We start from the raw sequence: 18967 nt of genomic DNA, 5'->3' as shown, positions 1-18967 counted from the left end.
CATTTTGACCCTGCGCAATGCGCATTCGCGCCCTAGATAGAAGGTCTGAGAAACCGATCCAGAGCAGAAAAGGCGCAACCTCTTATGGCGCGTTATGGACAATTACAGGCAGCCGTGGCACCGCTTGGCGCGATGGATGACGATGTGATCACTTTTGCCCCGCAATCTGATGATGGGGCGGCCCTGCGCCACGCTTTTGGGCGGTTCGGCACAGGTGTGACCGTCGTGACAGTGGATACCCCGATGGGGCCGATTGGCATGACGGCCAATAGCTTTTCGTCGATCTCCCTTGACCCGCCGCTGGTACTTTGGTCGCCCGCTTTGCGCTCCCAGCGCCATGACGCTTTTGTGCAGGCCTCGCATTTCTGCATTCACGTGCTGGGTGATGATCAACAACGGCTTGCCGATCATTTTGCACGCAATGGTGACGGTTTTGACCGCTTTGACTGGACCACTGGTGATCATGGCACGCCGCATCTGGCGGGCTGTCTGGCCGCGTTCCAATGCGAGACTTTTGCGGTGCATCCTGCTGGCGATCATTCGATCGTTCTGGGCAGAGTCACCGAGGTCACAGAGCGGCGCGGCAAAGGTGCCGGGTTGATGTTTGATCAGGGCCGCTTTGGCCGGTTTCAGCCCAACAGCTGACCCTCAGTAATCCTTCTCAAAGAAGATCCCCAGACCGCTGTTCCCGTCAGAGCCAAGCGTGCCCTTGGCCTTGAGGTTCGGCGTAAGATCAAGGTTCAAAGAGACTTCGCCCGTTCCATCAGAGGCCGCCGTGATATCCGTATAGATGTTCTCTGAGATATATTTGCCCGCCCGCACTGCGGTTGCACCGTTGCTGTTGGTGGTGACATCAAAATCATCCAGCCCAAAGCCGTCGCGCAGGTTCGAGATCACACCGCCGCCGCCACGGCCAGCCAAGGTGGCCACCGCCCCTGCCAGCTGCAGCGCCTGAAAGGCGGAAATATCCGACAGGTTGCGATCGAACAGAAGCTGGGCCAGCACTTCGTCCTGCGGCGCGTCCGGTGTGGATTCGAACGACACTTTGGGATCATCCGCAGGGCCATCCACGATCACCCGCGCCTCGCCTATCTTGGTATCCGTCGAAGACACAAACCGGATGTAGGGGATCAAATCCCCAAGGAAAAAGATCGACCCCTCTACCAGATTGAACCTCTTGCCCAGAATATCGAGCCGCCCCCGGATCAGCTCAAACGCGCCGGTTGAGATCACCCGGTTTGTAGTGCCTGTCACCTTGAGATTGCCGCCCAGTTCCGCGTCCAGCCCTCTGCCCCGTACAAAGATACGGCGCGGCGCGTTCACTTGAATGTCCAGTCCAAAGCCCGGTCCGCTGGCCTGTGCAGCGGGATCCGTGCCCGCGCTGGCGCCGTTCAATCCGGCTTTTCTGCGGGTGGACAGAACCGGCCGTGTTGCGCCGATGTGGTTAATCCGCGGGATGTCACCGATGCTGGTCATGCCGGTGGATGGCACGCTTACGTTGGTTTCGCCGACGTCGATCTGGCCGCTGATCCTTGCACCGCCTGTCAATGGTCCGGCAAGGCGCAATACCCCCCGCAGTGAGGTTTGGTAAAGCTGCGGATCAATCAACACCAGATCGCGCAGCGCAATGTTCAGATCGGCAGGCAAAGCGGGGGTGAGGGTCACCGCCCCCTCTGCCCGCAGGGTGCCGCCGTTGACCGTTTGTCCCTGCACATCAATCACCGCGCGATTGCCGCCCAGTTGAACCCGTGCCGCGATATTGTTCAAAGCGACGCGCAGGTTGGGCGTGGTAAAAGACGCATTGTTCGTTTGCACTGTGCCGCTGAGCGAGGACAGAGCGGGCGGGCCATTGATCGCCAGATCAAACCGGGCCTGCCCCTGCAAATTGCGCGGCGCAAGGAATGGACGGCTCAGCCCAAGCGGCACATCCCCGCGCAGTGTTGCGTTCATCGTGCCGTCCGTGTTGACCAGCCCCGCAAAGTTCGCCTGAGTGCCAGACGGGCCGTTGGCGTCCGTATCGACGCGCCAGCCGTTCCCCTGCTTGCGGGCGCTGCCACTGAGGTTGAGCGGCCCGTTCACCTTGTCCACCACCGCCCCGATGTTTGGCATCGCCAGCGTAAAGTCCACTGCCGCATTCGGGCCTGTCACGACTCCCTGAACGGAGGCGCGGGTTGCATAGGGGCCGGTGGCGTTGGTATCTACCGCGATCCCCTGTGGTGTCTGCCGCAGCACGCCTTTGGCGACCAAGGGGCCAGAGACACCGGGCGCCAGGGGGTGCACATCGGGCAAGGAAACATCAAAGGTCAGCGCAATGTCCGGACCCGTAGCCAACCCTTCGACCAGCGCCTTGGCACCAAAGGGACCGCTTGCCGCCGTGTCGATGAAAAAGCCTTTGTCGGTTTGTTTGACAGTGCCGCTGGCCTTAAGTGGTCCCTTAAGCTGTTCAGCAAGCGGGCGCACCTCCGGCACATCCAGATCAAACCGGAAATCCACCGCAGGCGTCACCGCGCCGTTCACTGTGGCAACGGCCCGGTAAGGTCCATCGGTCTGCGCCTCGATGCGCCAGCCGCTTGTGTCTTGGGTTGCGACCACTGCCGCTTGCACCGGTCCGCTGTATTGCGGCAGGACCGTCCCTATATTCTTGAGTGTGGCATTGAGTTCGGCGCGGCTGTCTTCGCTGCGCAATTCGGCATCGCCGCTGAGGTTCAGCGCCGCGTTGCGCAGAGACAGATCGCGCAAAAAGGTGCCATCGGCGGTGCGTTTGGCAAGCACATCCAGAACCGTGCGCCCACGCAGCAAGGCATCGGCCTGCGCCACACCAATGGCCAGATCCTGTGTCGTGCCTTTGATCTGCACATCAAATTCGCCGCTGAGCGGGGTCACCCGCCCGGCCAGGGCCAAATCGCTGCGCCCGTCCAATTCCTGCCCCGCCAAAGCCGAGAACCGGCTGAGATCATCGGCCTTGAGCAAGACATCCAACTGGGTGGCAAAGCCTTCGGCCAGCCCCTGAACCACCGCCATACCGGACAGCCCGTAATCGGTGCCCGTCAAGGTCAGCCCGTCAACTCGGGTTGGTTGACCTTCGGCATAAGACACGGCCGCCGCGCCGGTGATCTGATCTCCCAACGCCTCGGACAAAGCCGGATCAGAAAGCGCAATGCCCGCAGCCTCAACCGTCACATCCCCGTCAAAGGCCCGCAGACTGCCCTGCGCCGATTGCAATGTTCCGTCCAGTGCGATCCGGCTTTGCCGCACCGTAGTGCCGCCCGTGACCAGACCTGTGGTATCGAACACCGCTTTAACGGCATCACCCTTGGCTGCGTCATAGGCGATCTTGAGGTCGGCCTTGTCCACACTCAGACCTGCGCCGCCGGCAGGCAAAACCACGGGCGTGCCATCCGGGCTTACGATCTGGCCATCAATATCGATCAGAACCGGCCAGCTTTCCGCGTTCAGCGCCAACTTGCCCCGGACCTGCGCCGACTGCGCAGTGAGGGCAAAAGCATCCACCGCCAAAGCACCGCTGGCCTCCTGCACCGCATCCAAGGTCAGGCGCACGTCATCGCCAAAAAACGCGCGGTATCGGGGAGCCAGCAAAGCAGTGATGTCGCCGCCAATGTCGGCCTGAATGCGCCGGTCGGGGGTGCCAGAGGCACGGCGCGGGGCCTGTGCGCCGAGGGTGATCTGTCCGGCCAGACGTTCCCGCCCTTCGGTCGCGACGGTCACGTCGGTGGCAAAATCATCCAGTGGCCCTTTGCCTGCCACTTGCAAATCCACCGAAGGTTGCCCCGGCAGATTGAGCAGCTTGGCCGCGATGCCTTTCTCGCCTTCGCTGAGTTTGACCAGCAAATCCAAGATGTTGTCCGTTCGGGCAAAATTGGCCCGGATTGCAAAACTGCCGCGTTTGCCGTCTGTGCGATCTGCCGTCACATCCACATCCGCCACCGCGTCCGTCAGACGCGCGGACGCCTGCACAGAAAGCTGTGCCGCCTCGCCCAGCAGGGGCGCACCCAGGTTGATCTGCTGCACCGCAAATTCCGCCAGCTCCACCGAGACCGGCAATTCCGGCAGACTGAACGGGGTAGCCTCTGCTTGTGGCAATGTGTTTTCTTCGGGCAATGGCAGGCGCGGGATATCCAGTTTCTGCGCGGTCAGTTTTTCCACCTCAAGCCGCCCGCGCAGCAGCGCCGAACGGTTCCAGACCAGTTCCACACCATCAAGCGTCAGCCAGATCCCGTCCCGGTCGGCGATAGTCATCCGGTCGAACGATGCCGAAGAGCTCAGCGCGCCTTTGAAACCATCAATACTGACGTCGCGCCCTGCCCCGCTGAGGGCGTCTTGGATGCTGCGGGTCAGAAAGCCTTTGTCATCGTCTTGGGCCAAAGCCGCCGTCAGGCCAATGGCCCAAACCACGCATGCGAGAAGGAGACGGAAATAACCCATTAGAACGACTGCCCGATACCGATATAGACCTGCACATTCTCGCCCGTGTCCGGGCCCGAGGTTGGCACTGCCACGTCAAAACGGATCGGTCCGATGCCCGTAGCATAACGCAGGCCAAGCCCTGCACCGGAATGCCATTCGCCAGACCCGTCGATGAATTCCTCTGCGCCGATGTACCCGGCATCGGCAAAGCCAACCAAACCGATGCTGTCGGTCAGTGAGACACGCGCCTCTGCCGACAGGCCGACAAAGCTGCGCCCGCCCACAACGTTGCCACCGCCCAGATCAACACCCAGCGCCTGATAGGGTTGCCCGCGCACCGTGCCGCCGCCGCCCGAATAGAACAGATAATCCGCCGGTGCCGTGCTCAGATCCGGGCCGTAGACCGATCCGAACTGCCCGCGAAACGCCAAAGTGATCGGGCGGGTGCTGCCAAAGGTGCGATAGGCACGGCCGTCTACATAAGTCCGCAACCCGTTGTCTGAGCCGCTGAGCGCGACAAAGGGGGTGACGGCGGCCTTAAGGTAATAGCCTGATGTGGCATCCAGCCGGTCGTCGCGATAGTCAAACTCTGCCGACAATGGCAGGGTCAGCAGGGTATAGCGGTTGGTGCCAAAGGCATCGCGGGTTTCGGCCCGGCGCAAACCAAGGCCCAGCGTATAGGTGCGCTGTTCATTGGCATAGCGTTTGATCCCCGCCTCAAGGTCGAGCTGGCGCGAGAAAAAGTTAACCTCGTCCAACTGCGCGAGACTGGCCAGCGCATAAAAATCCGTATCCGCGTTAAAGGTCGCGGGGCGGTCAAATCGTGCGGACAAACGATAATCCTCGCCGCCGGAATTGCCGCCGATGCCCTTGACCTCACCCTCCAGCCGCAGGCTTTCGGCCCCGCCCAGCAGGTTCCGATGCAGCCAGAACCCGCTCAGCGTCAGCCCCTCAAGCGAGGACAGTTCTGCGCCAAAACCGAACCGGCGCTTGGGCGCTTCGGTGATTTGGGCGGTGATTGGCAGTGTATCGTCCGGCCCGATCATCTCGGCCTCGATCAAGGCAGCAGAGCTGAACGCGCCCGCGCGGCGCAAACGGCGCTGCGACAGTTTGAGATCGTCGGGCGAAAACACCTTGCCCACAGGAAGATCGGCAATCTGGCGAATGCGCTTTGTGCGCACATCTTTGTTGCCCTTCACCTGCAACGCACCAAAGCGCAGCTTTGGCCCCGGCGCGAGACGCAAATTGGCGGTGATTGTCTTGTCCGGATGCCGTGCGCTCAGTTGTTGATCTGCCAGTGCGGCCTTGGCGTGGCCTTGCGCGCGCAATCCATCAATGCCGCTTGCCACTGCCTCTTTCAAAACTCCCAAACCGGCGACCTGCCCTTTGGCAAACCTTTCGGGCAGTTCTGTGTCGGGGGCCAACGGGGCAATTTGCACGCCGCCAAAACGAAACAGGGGGCCGGGTGTGACCGAGATTACCGCGCGGTCGATGCGGCGCGGCGGCCTGACGGGAGGAATGTTCGCTGCGTCGGTCCCATCCAGCGTGATCTTGATGACGGGACCAAAATATCCGTTGTCATACAGCACCGCCAGCAAACGCCCATAATCGGCCTGCGCCGCCGCGACGGTTTCCTGCGTGGAGGGAGGCGTCTCTGCCTGTCCTTGTTCAACCAAAAGCGATCCGCCGGAGAGGGTTTGATAAAGGTCGCCGCCCTCGGGCACACCGGTGATGCGCACCTCCGCCGCCTCAGTCGCAAAAGCCACACCCATTGACACAAGGGCGGTCAGCACAGCCAACCGTCCGGCCCGAAAAACCATAGACATCACACGCACTCAATCGCCCTTCGCTACACCACCGCCGCGGTTGTCCACGGTCAAACCTCTGTCGAAGCACTTAGGGCGATTTAGCGTGATTTCTCCCGAAGCCGCAAACTGTCTCTTGCGGCAGAGGGCCGATCAGACCACTAAATCTGGCAATTTTCCGTGATCTGCGGGCTTTCGAGACAAAAGCGGCAATAATCCGCACATATGGGATGTGCGTTAACGCCCCAGTTGCGAGGCGGCGCGGGCCAACTGGGTGATGCCATCCCAATCCTGCGCAGCGACCAGATCCTTTGGGGCGACCCAACTGCCGCCTGCGCAGATCACATTGGACAGTGACAGGTAGCTTTCCGCATTGGCAGGACTGACGCCGCCAGTGGGGCAAAAGCTGATCTGTGGCAGGGGGGCGCCGATGGCCTTGAGTGCAGGCGCGCCGCCCGAGGCTTCCGCAGGAAAAAACTTGAGCATGTCATAGCCGCGTGCCAACAGGACCATCGCCTCGCTTGCCGTGGCCGCACCGGGCAGAAGCGGCATGTCCTGATCGGCGCAGGCCGCCAGCAAGTCATCCGTTGCACCCGGAGACACGCCAAAGGTCGCGCCAGCCGCTTTGGCCGCGCGGACGTCTTCGGGGGTGATCAACGTGCCTGCCCCGACATGGCCGCCCGGCACCTGCGCCATGATGGAAATGGCCTCAAGCGCGGCGGGTGTGCGCAAAGTGACCTCAAGCGCGGGCAAACCGCCCGCGATCAGCGCCTCGGCCAAAGGCCGCGCAGTGGCCGGATCGTCGATCACCAGAACTGGAACAATCGGAGCCAATTCACAGATGGCGCGGGTTTGACGGCTTGCGTCTTTTGCACTCAGGGTCATGGATCAACCTCCAAAAATCGTTGCGCCGCTGTCCGCTGCACCCACGGTGTTGCGGAACATGGCAAAAAGTTCACGGCCCGTACCGGCCTGATTTCCCGACAGATCGGCGGCGGCGGCAGGGCGGTCCGCCACCCCTTCTGTGAGGATCTGCAATGTGCCTGCCACCGCATCCACGCGCAGCACATCGCCGTCCTGCAATTTGGCAATCGGGCCGCCGTCCAAGGCTTCGGGGCAAACGTGGATCGCGGCGGGCACCTTGCCTGATGCACCCGACATGCGCCCGTCAGTGACCAGCGCGACCTTCTGCCCGCGTCCCTGCAAGATCGACAGCAGCGGTGTGAGGCTGTGCAATTCTGGCATGCCGTTGGCCTTTGGCCCCTGAAACCGCACCACCACGATGACATCACCGGTCAGCTCGCCCGCCTTGAAGGCCGCTTTGACGCTGTCCTGATCGGCAAAGACCCGCACGGGCGCTTCGACGATCTGATGCTCCGGCGCGACGGCGGAAACCTTCATAACGGCGGTGCCAAGGGTGCCGGTCAGGCGGCGTAGGCCACCTGTCGGGGCAAAGGCTTCGGCCACCGGGCGCAGAATGCCGGGGTTGAGAGAGGCGTCAGGCCCGTCCTGCCAAGAGAGTTCGCCATCCAGCAGTTTGGGGTCACGGGTGTAATGAGCCAATCCCGTCCCTGCCACCGTCTTGGTATCGGGATGCAGTAGACCGGCCTTCAGCAACTCGCCAATCATATAGCCAAGACCGCCCGCGGCATGGAAATGGTTCACATCCGCCAGCCCGTTTGGATAGACCCGCGCCATCAGCGGCGTAATATCGCTCAGGTCGGAAAAATCTTGCCAATCCAGTATGATACCGCCCGCCTTGGCCATGGCAACAAGATGGATCAGCAGGTTGGTGGAGCCGCCCGTGGCATTCAACCCGACAATCCCGTTCACAAAGGCACGTTCATCCAGAATATCGCAGACCGGCGTATAGCTATCGCCCAAAGCCGACAGGCCCAGCGCCTGTTTGGCCCCATGCACCGTCAAGGCCTCGCGCAGCGGGGTGTTCGGGCTGACAAAGCTGGCGCCGGGCAGGTGCAAGCCCATGAATTCCATCAACATCTGATTGGTGTTGGCAGTGCCGTAAAAGGTACAGGTGCCGGGGCCGTGGTAGGCGGCCATTTCGGCGGCCATCAGGGCATCGCGGCCCACTTCGCCCTCTGCAAACTTCTGCCGCACCTTGGCCTTTTCATCATTGGCCAGACCGCTTTGCATTGGACCTGCGGGTAGGAACACGGCCGGCAAATGGCCAAAAGCCTGCGCCGCGATCACGAGGCCCGGTACGATCTTGTCGCAGACCCCAAGAAACACCGCCGCGTCAAAGGTATTGTGGCTGAGCGCGACAGAAGCCGCCAACGCAATCACATCGCGTGAAAACAGGCTCAGCTCCATCCCTGCCTCGCCTTGGGTCACGCCATCGCACATCGCAGGCACGCCGCCCGCGACCTGCGCGGTGCCGCCGATGGACCGCACCGCCGCTTTGATCTGTTCGGGATAGGTTTCAAAGGGTTGATGCGCGGAGAGCATGTCGTTGTAGGTGGTGACAATGCCCAAATTGCCGGCGTTGGTCTGCGCCAAGGCATCTTTGTCCTCGCCCGACGCCGCATAGGCATGGGCCTGACCGCTGCAAGACAGATGGGCGCGGGCCGGACCTTTGCCTTGCGCGGCACGCATCTGCTCCAGATAGGCGGCGCGGGTTGGCGCGCTGCGTTCAATAATGCGGTCAGTAACGGATTTAACGGTTGGATGCAGTGTCATGGTCTGTCCTTTCAACCAATTTCGCGCCAGCGGCGGCCATCGCGATGCAACAGCATCAGCGCGTCTTCGGGGCCGGAGCTTCCGGGGTCATAGGGTTCGGGTGTGGTGCTGCTGCGGCTCCATTCGTCCAGGATCGGATCGGCCCAGCCCCAAGCGGCCTCAACTTCATCGCCGCGCATAAACAGGGTCTGATCGCCGCGGATCACATCCATGATCAGCCGCTCATAGGCGTCCTGCGGCGCGGCATGTTCGCCCAGTGCCTCGGCAAAGGTCATGTCCAGCGTTACCTCGGCCAGACGCATACCGCCCGGCCCCGGCTCTTTGATGGTGGTGCGCAGGGTGATGCCTTCATCCGGTTGCAGACGAATGATCAGGGCATTGCCGCGCTGGTTGTCGAATTTGGGGAAAATCATATGGGGCGGGTCGCGGAACACGACGACGATCTCAGAGGTCCGCGCCCGCAGCTTCTTGCCCGTGCGCAAATAGAACGGTGTTCCGGCCCAACGCCAATTGCCGACATTCACCTTCATCGCGACAAAGCTTTCGGTGGTGCTGGCGTCATCACCTGCATGATCGCGGTAGCTGCCTTCGCCATCGCGCCCACGGTATTGGCCGCGCACAATGTCGGATTGCGCCACGGGTTCCAGCGCCTCGATGACTTTGACTTTCTCATCGCGCACCGAATTGGGAACAAAGCGCGAGGGCGGTTCCATCGCGGTGAGGCACAAGAGCTGCATCAGGTGGTTTTGCACCATGTCCCGCATCGCGCCGGACTTGTCGTAGTATTCGCCGCGCCCCTCAACGCCCAGACTTTCGGCCACCGTGATCTGCACATGATCCACATGGGTGGCGTTCCAAAGCGGCTCCCAAAGGGAATTGGCAAATCGCAGCGCCATCAGGTTTTGCACGGTTTCTTTGCCCAGATAGTGATCGATCCGGTAGATCTGATGTTCAGCAAAGCTGCGGCGCAGATCGGCGTTCAGCGCCTGCGCCGAGGCCAGATCATGACCAAAGGGTTTTTCGACCACAATCCGGCTTTCGGGCGTGGCGATATCATGTTCGTTCAGCTTGGCCGCGATGGTGCCAAACAGGTTTGGTGACACCGACAAGTAAAACGCCCGCACCAAACCGGGGCGCAGCATCTTGGCCAGTTCCGGCCAGCCCCCTGTCCCCGTTGCATCCACCGCAACATAGCTAAGCTGTTCGAGGAATAGATCGAGCGTTTCTGCGTTGTCCGGCGCTTCTTTGGCGAACTCCAGCAAGGTGTCCCGCACAGATGCGCGAAACTCTTCTTCGGTCATTTTTGACCGCGCTGCGCCGATGATCCGGGCCTCCTGCGGCATTTGCCCAACCAAAAACCGGTGGAACAATCCGGGCAGGATTTTTCGGCGGGCGAGATCGCCGGTGACGCCAAAAATGACCAGATCAAAGGGGTCTACAGGGATGACGCGCGATACCATGGTGCGTGGTCCTTTGCGGGTGGCCATTGGCCGGTAAACGATTGGCACGGCCCAAGTCGGCCCTGCGGCACAGCGGATCGAAGGACCCTTTTTCGCCCAATAGCACAGCATTTTACGCAATGATAGCGCTAACAGTGATCAATTTCGAAAAAATGCAGCCCTTTTAGAACGCCGCTTTGGATCCTTCGGAGCATCAGTTTGCCACGGGCCTTATGACTTCGCCATGAAATTGCAGCGCCTCTGGACCAATCAGGCTTTTTCGGAAAACAGATCCTTGGCAGTGTGCAATCGCAGGTGGCGCATAAACGCGCGGGCGACGCTTGGCGCGGGCCGGTGATCGGGCGAGACGAAATAGCTTCGGTATTCGATCTGGCTTTCAAAGCGGCGAAACACCAGATCATCAGACCGGTACTGCACAATCGGAAACGGGTTCACGACCGTCACGCCCAGCCCGGCCTTTGCCAGATCCACCGCCGCAAATGAGGTAGACGCCTCTGCGACAATCCGCGGCTTGCTGGCAACCTGATGCAGCACCTTTTCCAGCTGCGCCCGCCGCGCGTGACGATGCGACAGCGCCACCAATGCCTGATCATGCAGGTCGCGGGGGTGCACCACGTCCTGCGCTGCCAACGGATGATCTGCGGCCATGGCACAGACCGCGCCAGAGCGGCGATAGGGTGTCAGCTTGACGCCGTCGCGCGACAGCTCCACCCCGGTCAGCCCCAGATCAAAGCGGTTTTCCAGAATACCGCGGATTACGTCTTCGGACGGGGCCACCTCTAGACTGACAAAGAAATGCGGATTGGTTTTGAGAAAGCTGGCAATATGTTCCACCAAAAATCGGTGGGCATAGGTGGGCGGCGCGATGATCCGCAGGGTTTCCTGTGCGACCTGCGGGGGACCGTCGATCCGGTCCAGCGCTTCAAACAAGGGATCGAGGCGGCGATTGAGCTGTGCGGCCTCACCCGTTGGCCGCAACCTGCCGCCGTCCCGCTCAAACAAGATCTTGCCGGTGCGGGCCTCAAGGCTGGATATCGACCGGCTGATTGCGGATTGCGAAAGCCCCAGACGGACCGCCGCCTTGGAGGTGGTCCCGCTTTCCATCAACGCCCGAAGCGCTTGGTACTCGGGCAGACTATGCCATGCTTTGACAACCATAGGTGTGCTGCGGAATCCTCATCAGTGTATGAGACAATATCATGTCATTACCTGTGGTCTATGAGAATTTCTGGCATAAGCTGTGCCTCATCCTGGGGGACAAAACAATCGTGACCGATACAACACATCCCGTCATCTTTGACGGGCACAATGATGTTCTTTTGAAATTACACCGCGCCGGAGGTCTTGCCGCGTCAGAGAGTTTTATCTCCGGGCGCGAGGGTGCGATCGACATGCCTTCTGCGGCTGCGGGCGGTTTTGGCGGCGGGTTCTTTGCGGTCTATGTCCCCTCGCCCACCGATCTTGATTTCAAATTCGAGGAAATGTCGAAGGCGTCTTATGACCTGCCTCTGCCCGAACCTATAGATTGGGAGGATGCCTTTCCCGTGGTCATGGCGCAGGCGGCGGTGCTGTTTGATCTGGAAAAGCGCGGTGCGCTCAAGGTGTGCCGCACAGCGGCAGAGCTGCGGGCGACATTGGGCAGCGGCAAAATGGCCGCGATCTTTCATATCGAAGGCGCCGAGGCGATTGATGCCGAGCTGAACACGCTAGAGGTTCTCTATCAGGCCGGGCTGCGGTCTATCGGGCCGGTTTGGAGCAGGCCGACAATCTTTGGTCACGGGGTGCCCTTCCGCTATCCCAGCACCGCAGATATCGGGCCGGGGCTAACCGATCACGGGCTGCGTCTGGTCAAACGTTGCGACGAGTTGGGCATCATGGTCGATCTGTCGCATTTGAACGAGGCCGGCTTTTGGGACGTGGCGCGGCATTCGACCAAGCCATTGGTGGCCACCCATTCCAACGCCCATGCCATCTGCCCGCACAGCCGCAACCTGACCGACAGACAACTTGCCGCGATCCGCGAAAGCGATGGTATGGTCGGGCTTAACTTTGCGGTGGCCTTCTTGCGCGATGACGGGCGCATGTTGGCAGAGGTGCCGCTAACGCAGATGCTGCGCCATCTGGATCATCTGATTGAACATCTGGGCGAAGACCGTGTGGGTCTTGGCTCTGACTATGACGGGGCCATTGTTCCTGAGGCGCTTACGTCTTGTGCAGGGCTGCCCCAATTGAGACAGGCCATGACAAATCACGGTTACAACGATGCGTTGATGACCAAACTTTGTCACGGAAACTGGATGCGTGTGCTTGAAAAAACCTGGGGCCAATAAGCCCAAGCCACGTGCATTTGATAACGTAACTGAACGGGAGAGGTTCTAAAAATGAATGTTATTAACCGATTATTGACGAGCGCTGCGGTTGGCATCGCGGTCAGCGTTTCGTCCTTTGCGGCCCATGCCGAGACACCGGCCAACATGCTGGTGATTGCCCACCGGATTGACGATGTGACAACCGTTGACCCGGCCGAAAGCTTTGAATTTGCAGGCTCCGACATCAGCCGCAACGTCTACAACCGTCTGGTCAATCTTGATCCGCTGGATCTGGGCGCGGGCTACAAGCCTGATCTCGCCGAAAGCTGGGAAGTTTCCGAAGACGGGATGACCATCACCTTTACGATGCGTGAGGGGGTCAAGTTCCATTCCGGCAATCCGGTGCGGGCCGAGGACGCGGCGTTTTCGCTGCAACGTGCGGTGATCCTGAACAAGACCCCTGCGTTCATTCTGACGCAGTTCGGATTTACGCCTGAGAACGCGGCGGATACCATCCGCGCAGACGGCAACAAGCTTATGATCACGACGGACAAGCGCTATGCGACTTCCTTTGTGCTGAACTGCCTGACTGCGACCATCGGCGGCATCGTCGACAAAGAAGTGGTCATGGCCAACGAAGTTGACGGCGACATGGGCAACACATGGCTCAAGACAAATTCCGCAGGTTCCGGCCCCTACAAGCTGGACGGTTGGAAGCCAAACGAGAGCGTCACAATGTCAGCCAATGCCGATTACTACGGCGGCGCCCCTGCCATGCAGCGTGTGATCGTACGTCACGTGCTTGAAAGCGCCTCGCAGCGTTTGCTGCTGGAACGCGGCGATATCGACATTGCCCGTAACTTGAACCCAGAAGACATCGCAGGCGCAACCGGCGCTGATGGCGTCAAGGTGGTGGACGAGCTGAAAGGCCGTTTGATGTATCTGGCACTGAACCAGAAGCATCCTGAGCTGTCCAAGCCAGAAGTCCGTCAGGCATTCAAATACCTGATCGACTATGAAGGTATGCGCGACAGCTTCCTCAAGGGGCAGTATACCATTCACCAGAACTTCCTGCCTGCCACCTATCTGGGTGCCTCGGACGAGAACCCGTTCTCTTACAACATCGAAAAAGCCAAAGAACTGCTGGCCGCTGCCGGTGTAGAGAACCTCGAAGTTGAGATCGGTGTACGCGAAGCGCAGGAGCGTATTGAGATCGGTCAATCGTTCCAGAACGCGGCAGCGCAGGCCGGGATCAAGGTCAACATCACCGTGGGAACAGCCAAACAGATTCTTGCCCGTTACCGCGCGCGGGAACTGGATGTCTACCTTGGGGCATGGGGTCCGGATTATCCTGATCCGCAGACCAACGCAGGCACCTTTGCCTACAACCCTGACAACTCTGACGCGGCCAATGCGACCGGCCTTCTGGCATGGCGCACCGGTTGGGATGCGGGCGGTCTGACCGAAAAGGTTGCCGCAGCAGTGACCGAGAACGACCGGGACAAGCGGGTTCAGATGTATCTGGATATCCAACAGGAATTCCGCGAAATCTCGCCTTTTGTGGTTATGTTCCAGCAGATCGAACAATCTGCACTGCGTGACAATGTGACCAACTGGTCCACAGGTCAGGCTGTGACATCCGCCGCTTATTGGCAGGTGACAAAGTAAATGGCCCTCTCTGAGGACAACAACGGGAGGCGCCCATCGCGGGCGCCTCTTGCCAGCCATGTTCTGCCTTTTGCCAAGGCCACATTGCTGACGCTGGGCTCCATCGCGGTGACGATGCTGGGCCTTTTGTTCATCACCTTTATCATCGGCCGCGTCATGCCGATTGATCCTGTGCTGGCGATTGTGGGCGAAAGGGCCTCGCAATCGACCTATGACGCCGTTTACCAACAGCTTGGGCTGGACAAGCCGCTGCTGGTGCAATTTGCATATTATCTCTGGGATGTGCTGCATCTGGATTTTGGCACATCGCTGCTCAATGCCAGACCCGTCTCGGAAGACATCGCGCGGGTGTTTCCCGCAACCTTGGAACTGGCCACGCTGGGCATTTTCTTTGGGGTGATCCTTGGGGTGCCGCTTGGCGTTCTGGCCGCGGTGCGCAAAGGATCATGGATCGACCAGATCGCCCGCGTTGTCGCACTTGTTGGCTATTCGATGCCGATCTTCTGGCTGGGTCTGATGGGGCTTTTGGTCTTTTACGGTATTCTGGGCTGGGTCGGCGGGCCGGGCCGTGTGGGCATTTTTTATGTGGATGTGGTGCCAAGCGTGACGGGGCTGATCCTTGTGGATGCGGCGCTCGATGGCAATTGGGACGTGTTCAAAGATGCCTTTTCCCACATCATCCTGCCCGCCTCTCTGCTGGGTTACTATTCACTGGCCTACGTCAGCCGGATGACGCGGTCTTTCATGCTTGAACAGCTGAGCGCCGAATATGTGACCACAGCGCGGGTCAAGGGCATGTCGGAATGGGATGTGATCTGGAAGCACGCGTTCAAGAACATCCGCGTGCAACTGATCACCGTGATCGCACTGAGCTATGCCAACCTGCTCGAAGGGTCGGTTCTGACCGAGATTATTTTCTCTTGGCCGGGCATTGGCAGCTATATCACCACGGCCCTTCTCAGCGCAGATATGAATGCCGTTCTGGGCGGCACTGTGGTGGTTGGGCTGATCTTCATCTTGCTGAATATTTTCTCTGACCTGCTTTACAAGGTCTTTGATCCGAGGGCGAAATAGATGGCTGAAACACAAACGTTGCGCGAATGGCTGTTGACGGAAACACCCACCTCGCGCCGCCACGCCAAGATGTCGGCGCTGTATCAGGGCTGGCTTTCGTTCCGGTCCAATACCATGGCGATGATTGGCTTGGGTATTTTGGTCGCGCTCGTGGTTGTTGCGGCCGGGGCGCCCCTGATCGCGCCCCATGATCCTTTTGTGCAGGAACTCAGCAACCGCTTGGCCCCGCTTGGGGCAGAGGGGCATATTCTGGGTACAGACAGTCTGGGCCGGGATATCCTGTCGCGGCTGATCTATGGGGCGCGGATTACGCTTTATATCGTGGCTTTGGTGGCGCTAATTGCGCCCATAGCCGGGCTGCTGGTTGGGACGGTGTCAGGCTATGTTGGCGGCTGGACGGATACCGTTTTGATGCGGATCACCGACATCTTCCTCGCTTTTCCGCGGCTTGTTCTGGCGCTGGCTTTTGTCGCCGCTTTGGGGGCCGGCATCGAAAACGCGGTGCTGGCAATCTCGCTCACTGCCTGGCCGCCCTATGCGCGGATTGCACGGGCCGAGACCCTGACGATCCGGTCGTCCGATTACATCAGCGCCATCAAATTGCAGGGTGCGGGCGCCCTGCGGATCATCACCAAGCACATCTGGCCGTTGTGCATTTCCTCGCTGATCGTGCGGGTGACACTGGACATGGCGGGCATCATCCTGGCCGCCGCGGGCCTTGGCTTCCTTGGCCTTGGCGCACAGCCGCCCAGCCCGGAATGGGGCGCAATGATTTCCGAAGGACGGCGGTTTATCCTTGATCACTGGTGGGTCGCCACCATGCCGGGACTGGCGATTTTCACCGTGTCCCTCGCCTTTAACCTTCTGGGTGACGGGCTGCGGGATGTGCTTGATCCAAAGGCGGGCGAATGATGACCAACCTTCTTGATGTTGAAAACCTCTGGGTCAAATTCCCCACCCGTCAGGGCGTTTTTGACGCGGTGCGCGGGGTGTCCTTCACTCTGGGCCGTGAACGGCTGGGCATTGTCGGCGAAAGCGGCTCGGGCAAATCCATGACTGGCCGTGCCATCCTGCGGCTGATCCGCCCGCCCGGCATTGTGGAGGCCGATCAGATTGAGCTGGAAGGTGTGGACCTGATGCAGAAATCCGAGAAAGACATGCGCGCCGTGCGCGGTCAGCGGATTTCAATGGTGATGCAAGACCCGAAATTCTCGCTCAATCCGGTGATGACCATCGGCGATCAGATCATGGAAGCCTACCGCCTGCATTCCAAAGCCTCCAAATCGGAGGCCTATGCCAAATCGCTTGAGATGCTTGAGGCCGTGTCGATCCGCAATCCCGAACGGGTTATGCGGGCCTATCCGCATGAGATGTCAGGCGGCATGGGGCAGCGGATCATGATCGCGATGATGCTGATCCCCAACCCCGAGATCCTGATCGCGGATGAACCGACCTCGGCGCTGGATGTCTCGGTGCAGCGGCAGGTGCTGGATATTATGGACCGGCTGGTGAAAGAGCGCGGGATGGGGTTGATCTTTATCAGTCACGATCTGAACCTTGTTGCGGATTTCTGTGACCGGGTGTTGATCATGTATGCGGGCCGGATTGTGGAGGTCTGCGATGCCGACAAACTGCACGAGGCGCAGCATCCCTATACGCGTGGTTTGCTGAACTCCCTGCCCCGTCTGGATGCACCGCGCAAGCGGCTCGAAGTGTTGCAGCGTGATCCGCAATGGTCCACTGCCCCAAGTGTGAGTGGCCGGATATGAGCATGTTAACCGTTCAAGACCTCAACGTCTGGTTCGGCAGCAACCGCGACCGTGTGGATGCCGTCATCGGCGCCAGTTTTGAGATCCCGCGCGGCGAAAGTTTTGGCCTCGTCGGCGAAAGCGGCTCGGGCAAATCGACGATCCTGCGGGCGATCACCGGATTAGCGCCCGATTGGTCTGGCGCAATCACGGTCGATGGCCAGCAGATCGGCAAGGCCCGGCCCAAAACGTTCTTCAAAACCGTGCAGATGGTTTTTCAAGATCCCTATGCGTCCCTACATCCGCGGCATTCGGTGGATCAGGTGCTGGGCGAAACGTTACATTTGCATGGTTTCAAAGACATCGACAGCCGTGTGGTCAAACTGTTGGATGATGTGGGGTTGGGGCAAAAATTCCGCTTTCGCTATCCGCACCAGCTGTCGGGTGGTCAACGGCAACGGGTTGCTATTGCCCGCGCTCTGGCCCCGGAACCGGCGCTGCTTTTGCTGGATGAGCCGACCTCGGCACTGGACGTGTCGGTGCAGGCCGAGATCCTGAACCTGCTTGCTGATCTGCGGGCGGATCGCGGTTTGACCTATCTGATGGTGTCGCACGATCTGTCTGTGGTGGGTCATATGTGTGACCGGCTGGCGGTGATGAAAGACGGCGAGATCGTCGAAGTGCTTGATGTCGCGGCATTGCGAGCGATGGAAGCCGCGCATCCCTATTCCAAACAATTGTTAGAGGCCTCGGTCTAGCGGCAACGCCTAATCACGACTGAAGTCATATTCCGATACATGCAGATAGGTTTCATCGGGCTGTAAGATCACGTTTGGAAAGCCGGGTTGGTTCGGCGCGTCGGGCCAGCCTTGCGGCTCCAGCGCCAATCCCTCGAAGGGGCAGTAAGCTTGCCCCGTGAGGGTTTTGGCGGCGGGTTCATCCAGAAATTCGCCGCTGTAAACCTGCAATCCCGGCTCGGTCGAGGACAGGGTCATCGATACTCCCGATTGCGGTGCGGCCAGTGTACAGATCGGGCGGCAGCTTGCACGGCCCTTGGCGGTACAATAATTGTGGTCAAACGGATGATCACCGATCTGCCGCGCCGCGCGGAAATCAAAAGGCGTGCCTGAAACCGCCGCGATCTCGCCAGTGGGGATCAAATCACCATCCACGGGCAAGTACTGCTCTGCCGCGATGGCAAGCGTGTGATTTTTCACCGTGCCTGCCCCATCGAGATTGAAATAGAAATGCGGCGCGAAATTGCATGGCGTTGCGGCAGACCCCTGTGCCGAAATCTCAAGCCGCAGGGTGGCCGGTGCCTCAACGCTGTAGCGGACCTGAACGTCCAGCGCCCCGCCAAAGCCCAGATGGCCGTCCGGCAGATGCAGTTGCAAAGCGAGCGCTGACTTGGTCCGGGAGACCACCGACCACACCATTTTGTCGACGCTGCCAGCCCCGCCGTGCAGCGTGTGCCGGCCCAGAAAGTTCTGATCGGTATGAAAGGTCTGGCCCGCCAGATCATAGCGCCCCTGCGCAATGCGGTTGGCGCAGCGCCCGACGATTGCGCCCAAGTAAGCCGCGCCGGTTTGATAGTCCGTCGAATCAGCCAGACCCAGCACCAGAGGATGATCCACGCCGTCCAACCTGAGATCCTGTAGGCTGGCCCCGAACGGCAGGATTGTTGCGGTCAGCCCCCCCTTCGAAATCTCGATGGGATCGAACGCCCCTGAAAGGGCCGGTGATGTTGCGATGTGATCAACCAATGGTTTTCTTTCTTATTT

At 60.1% G+C, this 18967-nt stretch carries 14 protein-coding genes; 7 read left to right on the top strand and 7 right to left on the bottom strand.

The genetic code is table 11. The annotated features are described in order from the left end of the window. Positions 1–84: 84 nt before the first annotated feature. Entirely contained in the window at positions 85–645 is a 561-nt protein-coding gene (locus C8N31_RS15665) for a flavin reductase family protein (protein ID WP_338063692.1), read from the top strand. Positions 646–648: 3 nt separating this feature from the next. Here the strand turns inward: C8N31_RS15665 and C8N31_RS15660 are convergent, their stop codons facing one another. The 6 genes from C8N31_RS15660 to C8N31_RS15635 all read right to left on the bottom strand — a co-directional run bounded on the left by C8N31_RS15660 (position 649) and on the right by C8N31_RS15635 (position 11545). Beyond that, positions 649–4413, bottom strand: coding sequence for a translocation/assembly module TamB domain-containing protein (locus tag C8N31_RS15660; protein ID WP_231476831.1), 3765 nt, complete (start codon positions 4411–4413; stop codon positions 649–651). 29 nt (positions 4414–4442) lie between these two features. Then, the gene (locus C8N31_RS15655) at positions 4443–6197 is read right to left on the bottom strand and encodes an autotransporter assembly complex protein TamA (RefSeq protein ID WP_420834950.1); all 1755 of its coding nucleotides are present in this window, start codon (positions 6195–6197) and stop codon (positions 4443–4445) included. A 270-nt stretch (positions 6198–6467) separates the two neighbouring features. Then, on the bottom strand, positions 6468–7115 hold the full coding sequence (gene eda / locus C8N31_RS15650) for a bifunctional 4-hydroxy-2-oxoglutarate aldolase/2-dehydro-3-deoxy-phosphogluconate aldolase (RefSeq protein ID WP_025048666.1): 648 nt from the start codon (positions 7113–7115) through the stop codon (positions 6468–6470). A 3-nt stretch (positions 7116–7118) separates the two neighbouring features. Further along, positions 7119–8927, bottom strand: a complete 1809-nt coding sequence (gene edd / locus C8N31_RS15645; protein WP_025048665.1) for a phosphogluconate dehydratase — start codon at positions 8925–8927, stop codon at positions 7119–7121. Between the two features lie 11 nt (positions 8928–8938). After that, positions 8939–10387, bottom strand: a complete 1449-nt coding sequence (zwf, locus tag C8N31_RS15640) for a glucose-6-phosphate dehydrogenase (RefSeq protein ID WP_025048664.1) — start codon at positions 10385–10387, stop codon at positions 8939–8941. Between the two features lie 249 nt (positions 10388–10636). After that, positions 10637–11545, bottom strand: coding sequence for a LysR substrate-binding domain-containing protein (locus C8N31_RS15635; protein WP_025048663.1), 909 nt, complete (start codon positions 11543–11545; stop codon positions 10637–10639). A gap of 110 nt (positions 11546–11655) precedes the next feature. Between C8N31_RS15635 and C8N31_RS15630 the strand changes: the two genes are divergently transcribed. From C8N31_RS15630 to C8N31_RS15605, 6 genes are read left to right on the top strand one after another with little or no spacing between them, the layout of a single operon-like run. Then, positions 11656–12717 (top strand): dipeptidase, encoded by a 1062-nt coding sequence (locus tag C8N31_RS15630; protein WP_025048662.1) that lies wholly within the window; start codon positions 11656–11658, stop codon positions 12715–12717. A gap of 51 nt (positions 12718–12768) precedes the next feature. Beyond that, positions 12769–14364 carry an ABC transporter substrate-binding protein gene (locus C8N31_RS15625; RefSeq protein WP_025048661.1) on the top strand — a complete coding sequence of 532 codons (1596 nt, stop codon included), beginning with the start codon at positions 12769–12771 and terminating at the stop codon, positions 14362–14364. Continuing rightward, positions 14365–15438, top strand: a complete 1074-nt coding sequence (locus tag C8N31_RS15620; protein WP_025048660.1) for an ABC transporter permease — start codon at positions 14365–14367, stop codon at positions 15436–15438. After that, complete coding sequence (nikC, locus tag C8N31_RS15615; protein ID WP_025048659.1) at positions 15439–16350, top strand: nickel transporter permease; 912 nt, start codon at positions 15439–15441, stop codon at positions 16348–16350. After that, complete coding sequence (locus tag C8N31_RS15610) at positions 16350–17207, top strand: ABC transporter ATP-binding protein (RefSeq protein WP_025048658.1); 858 nt, start codon at positions 16350–16352, stop codon at positions 17205–17207. Before nikC ends, C8N31_RS15610 begins: the two co-directional genes overlap by 1 nt. Further along, on the top strand, positions 17204–17944 hold the full coding sequence (locus C8N31_RS15605; RefSeq protein ID WP_025048657.1) for an ABC transporter ATP-binding protein: 741 nt from the start codon (positions 17204–17206) through the stop codon (positions 17942–17944). The genes C8N31_RS15610 and C8N31_RS15605 overlap by 4 nt, the downstream gene beginning before the upstream one ends. A gap of 9 nt (positions 17945–17953) precedes the next feature. Here C8N31_RS15605 and C8N31_RS15600 read toward each other — a convergent pair whose 3' ends face one another. Continuing rightward, positions 17954–18949, bottom strand: a complete 996-nt coding sequence (locus C8N31_RS15600; protein ID WP_025048656.1) for an aldose epimerase family protein — start codon at positions 18947–18949, stop codon at positions 17954–17956. Positions 18950–18967 lie beyond the last annotated feature (18 nt).

The sequence above is a fragment of the Sulfitobacter mediterraneus genome (assembly GCF_003054325.1).
GTDB lineage: Bacteria > Pseudomonadota > Alphaproteobacteria > Rhodobacterales > Rhodobacteraceae > Sulfitobacter > Sulfitobacter mediterraneus.
This window is presented reverse-complemented; position numbering and strand designations above follow the sequence as displayed.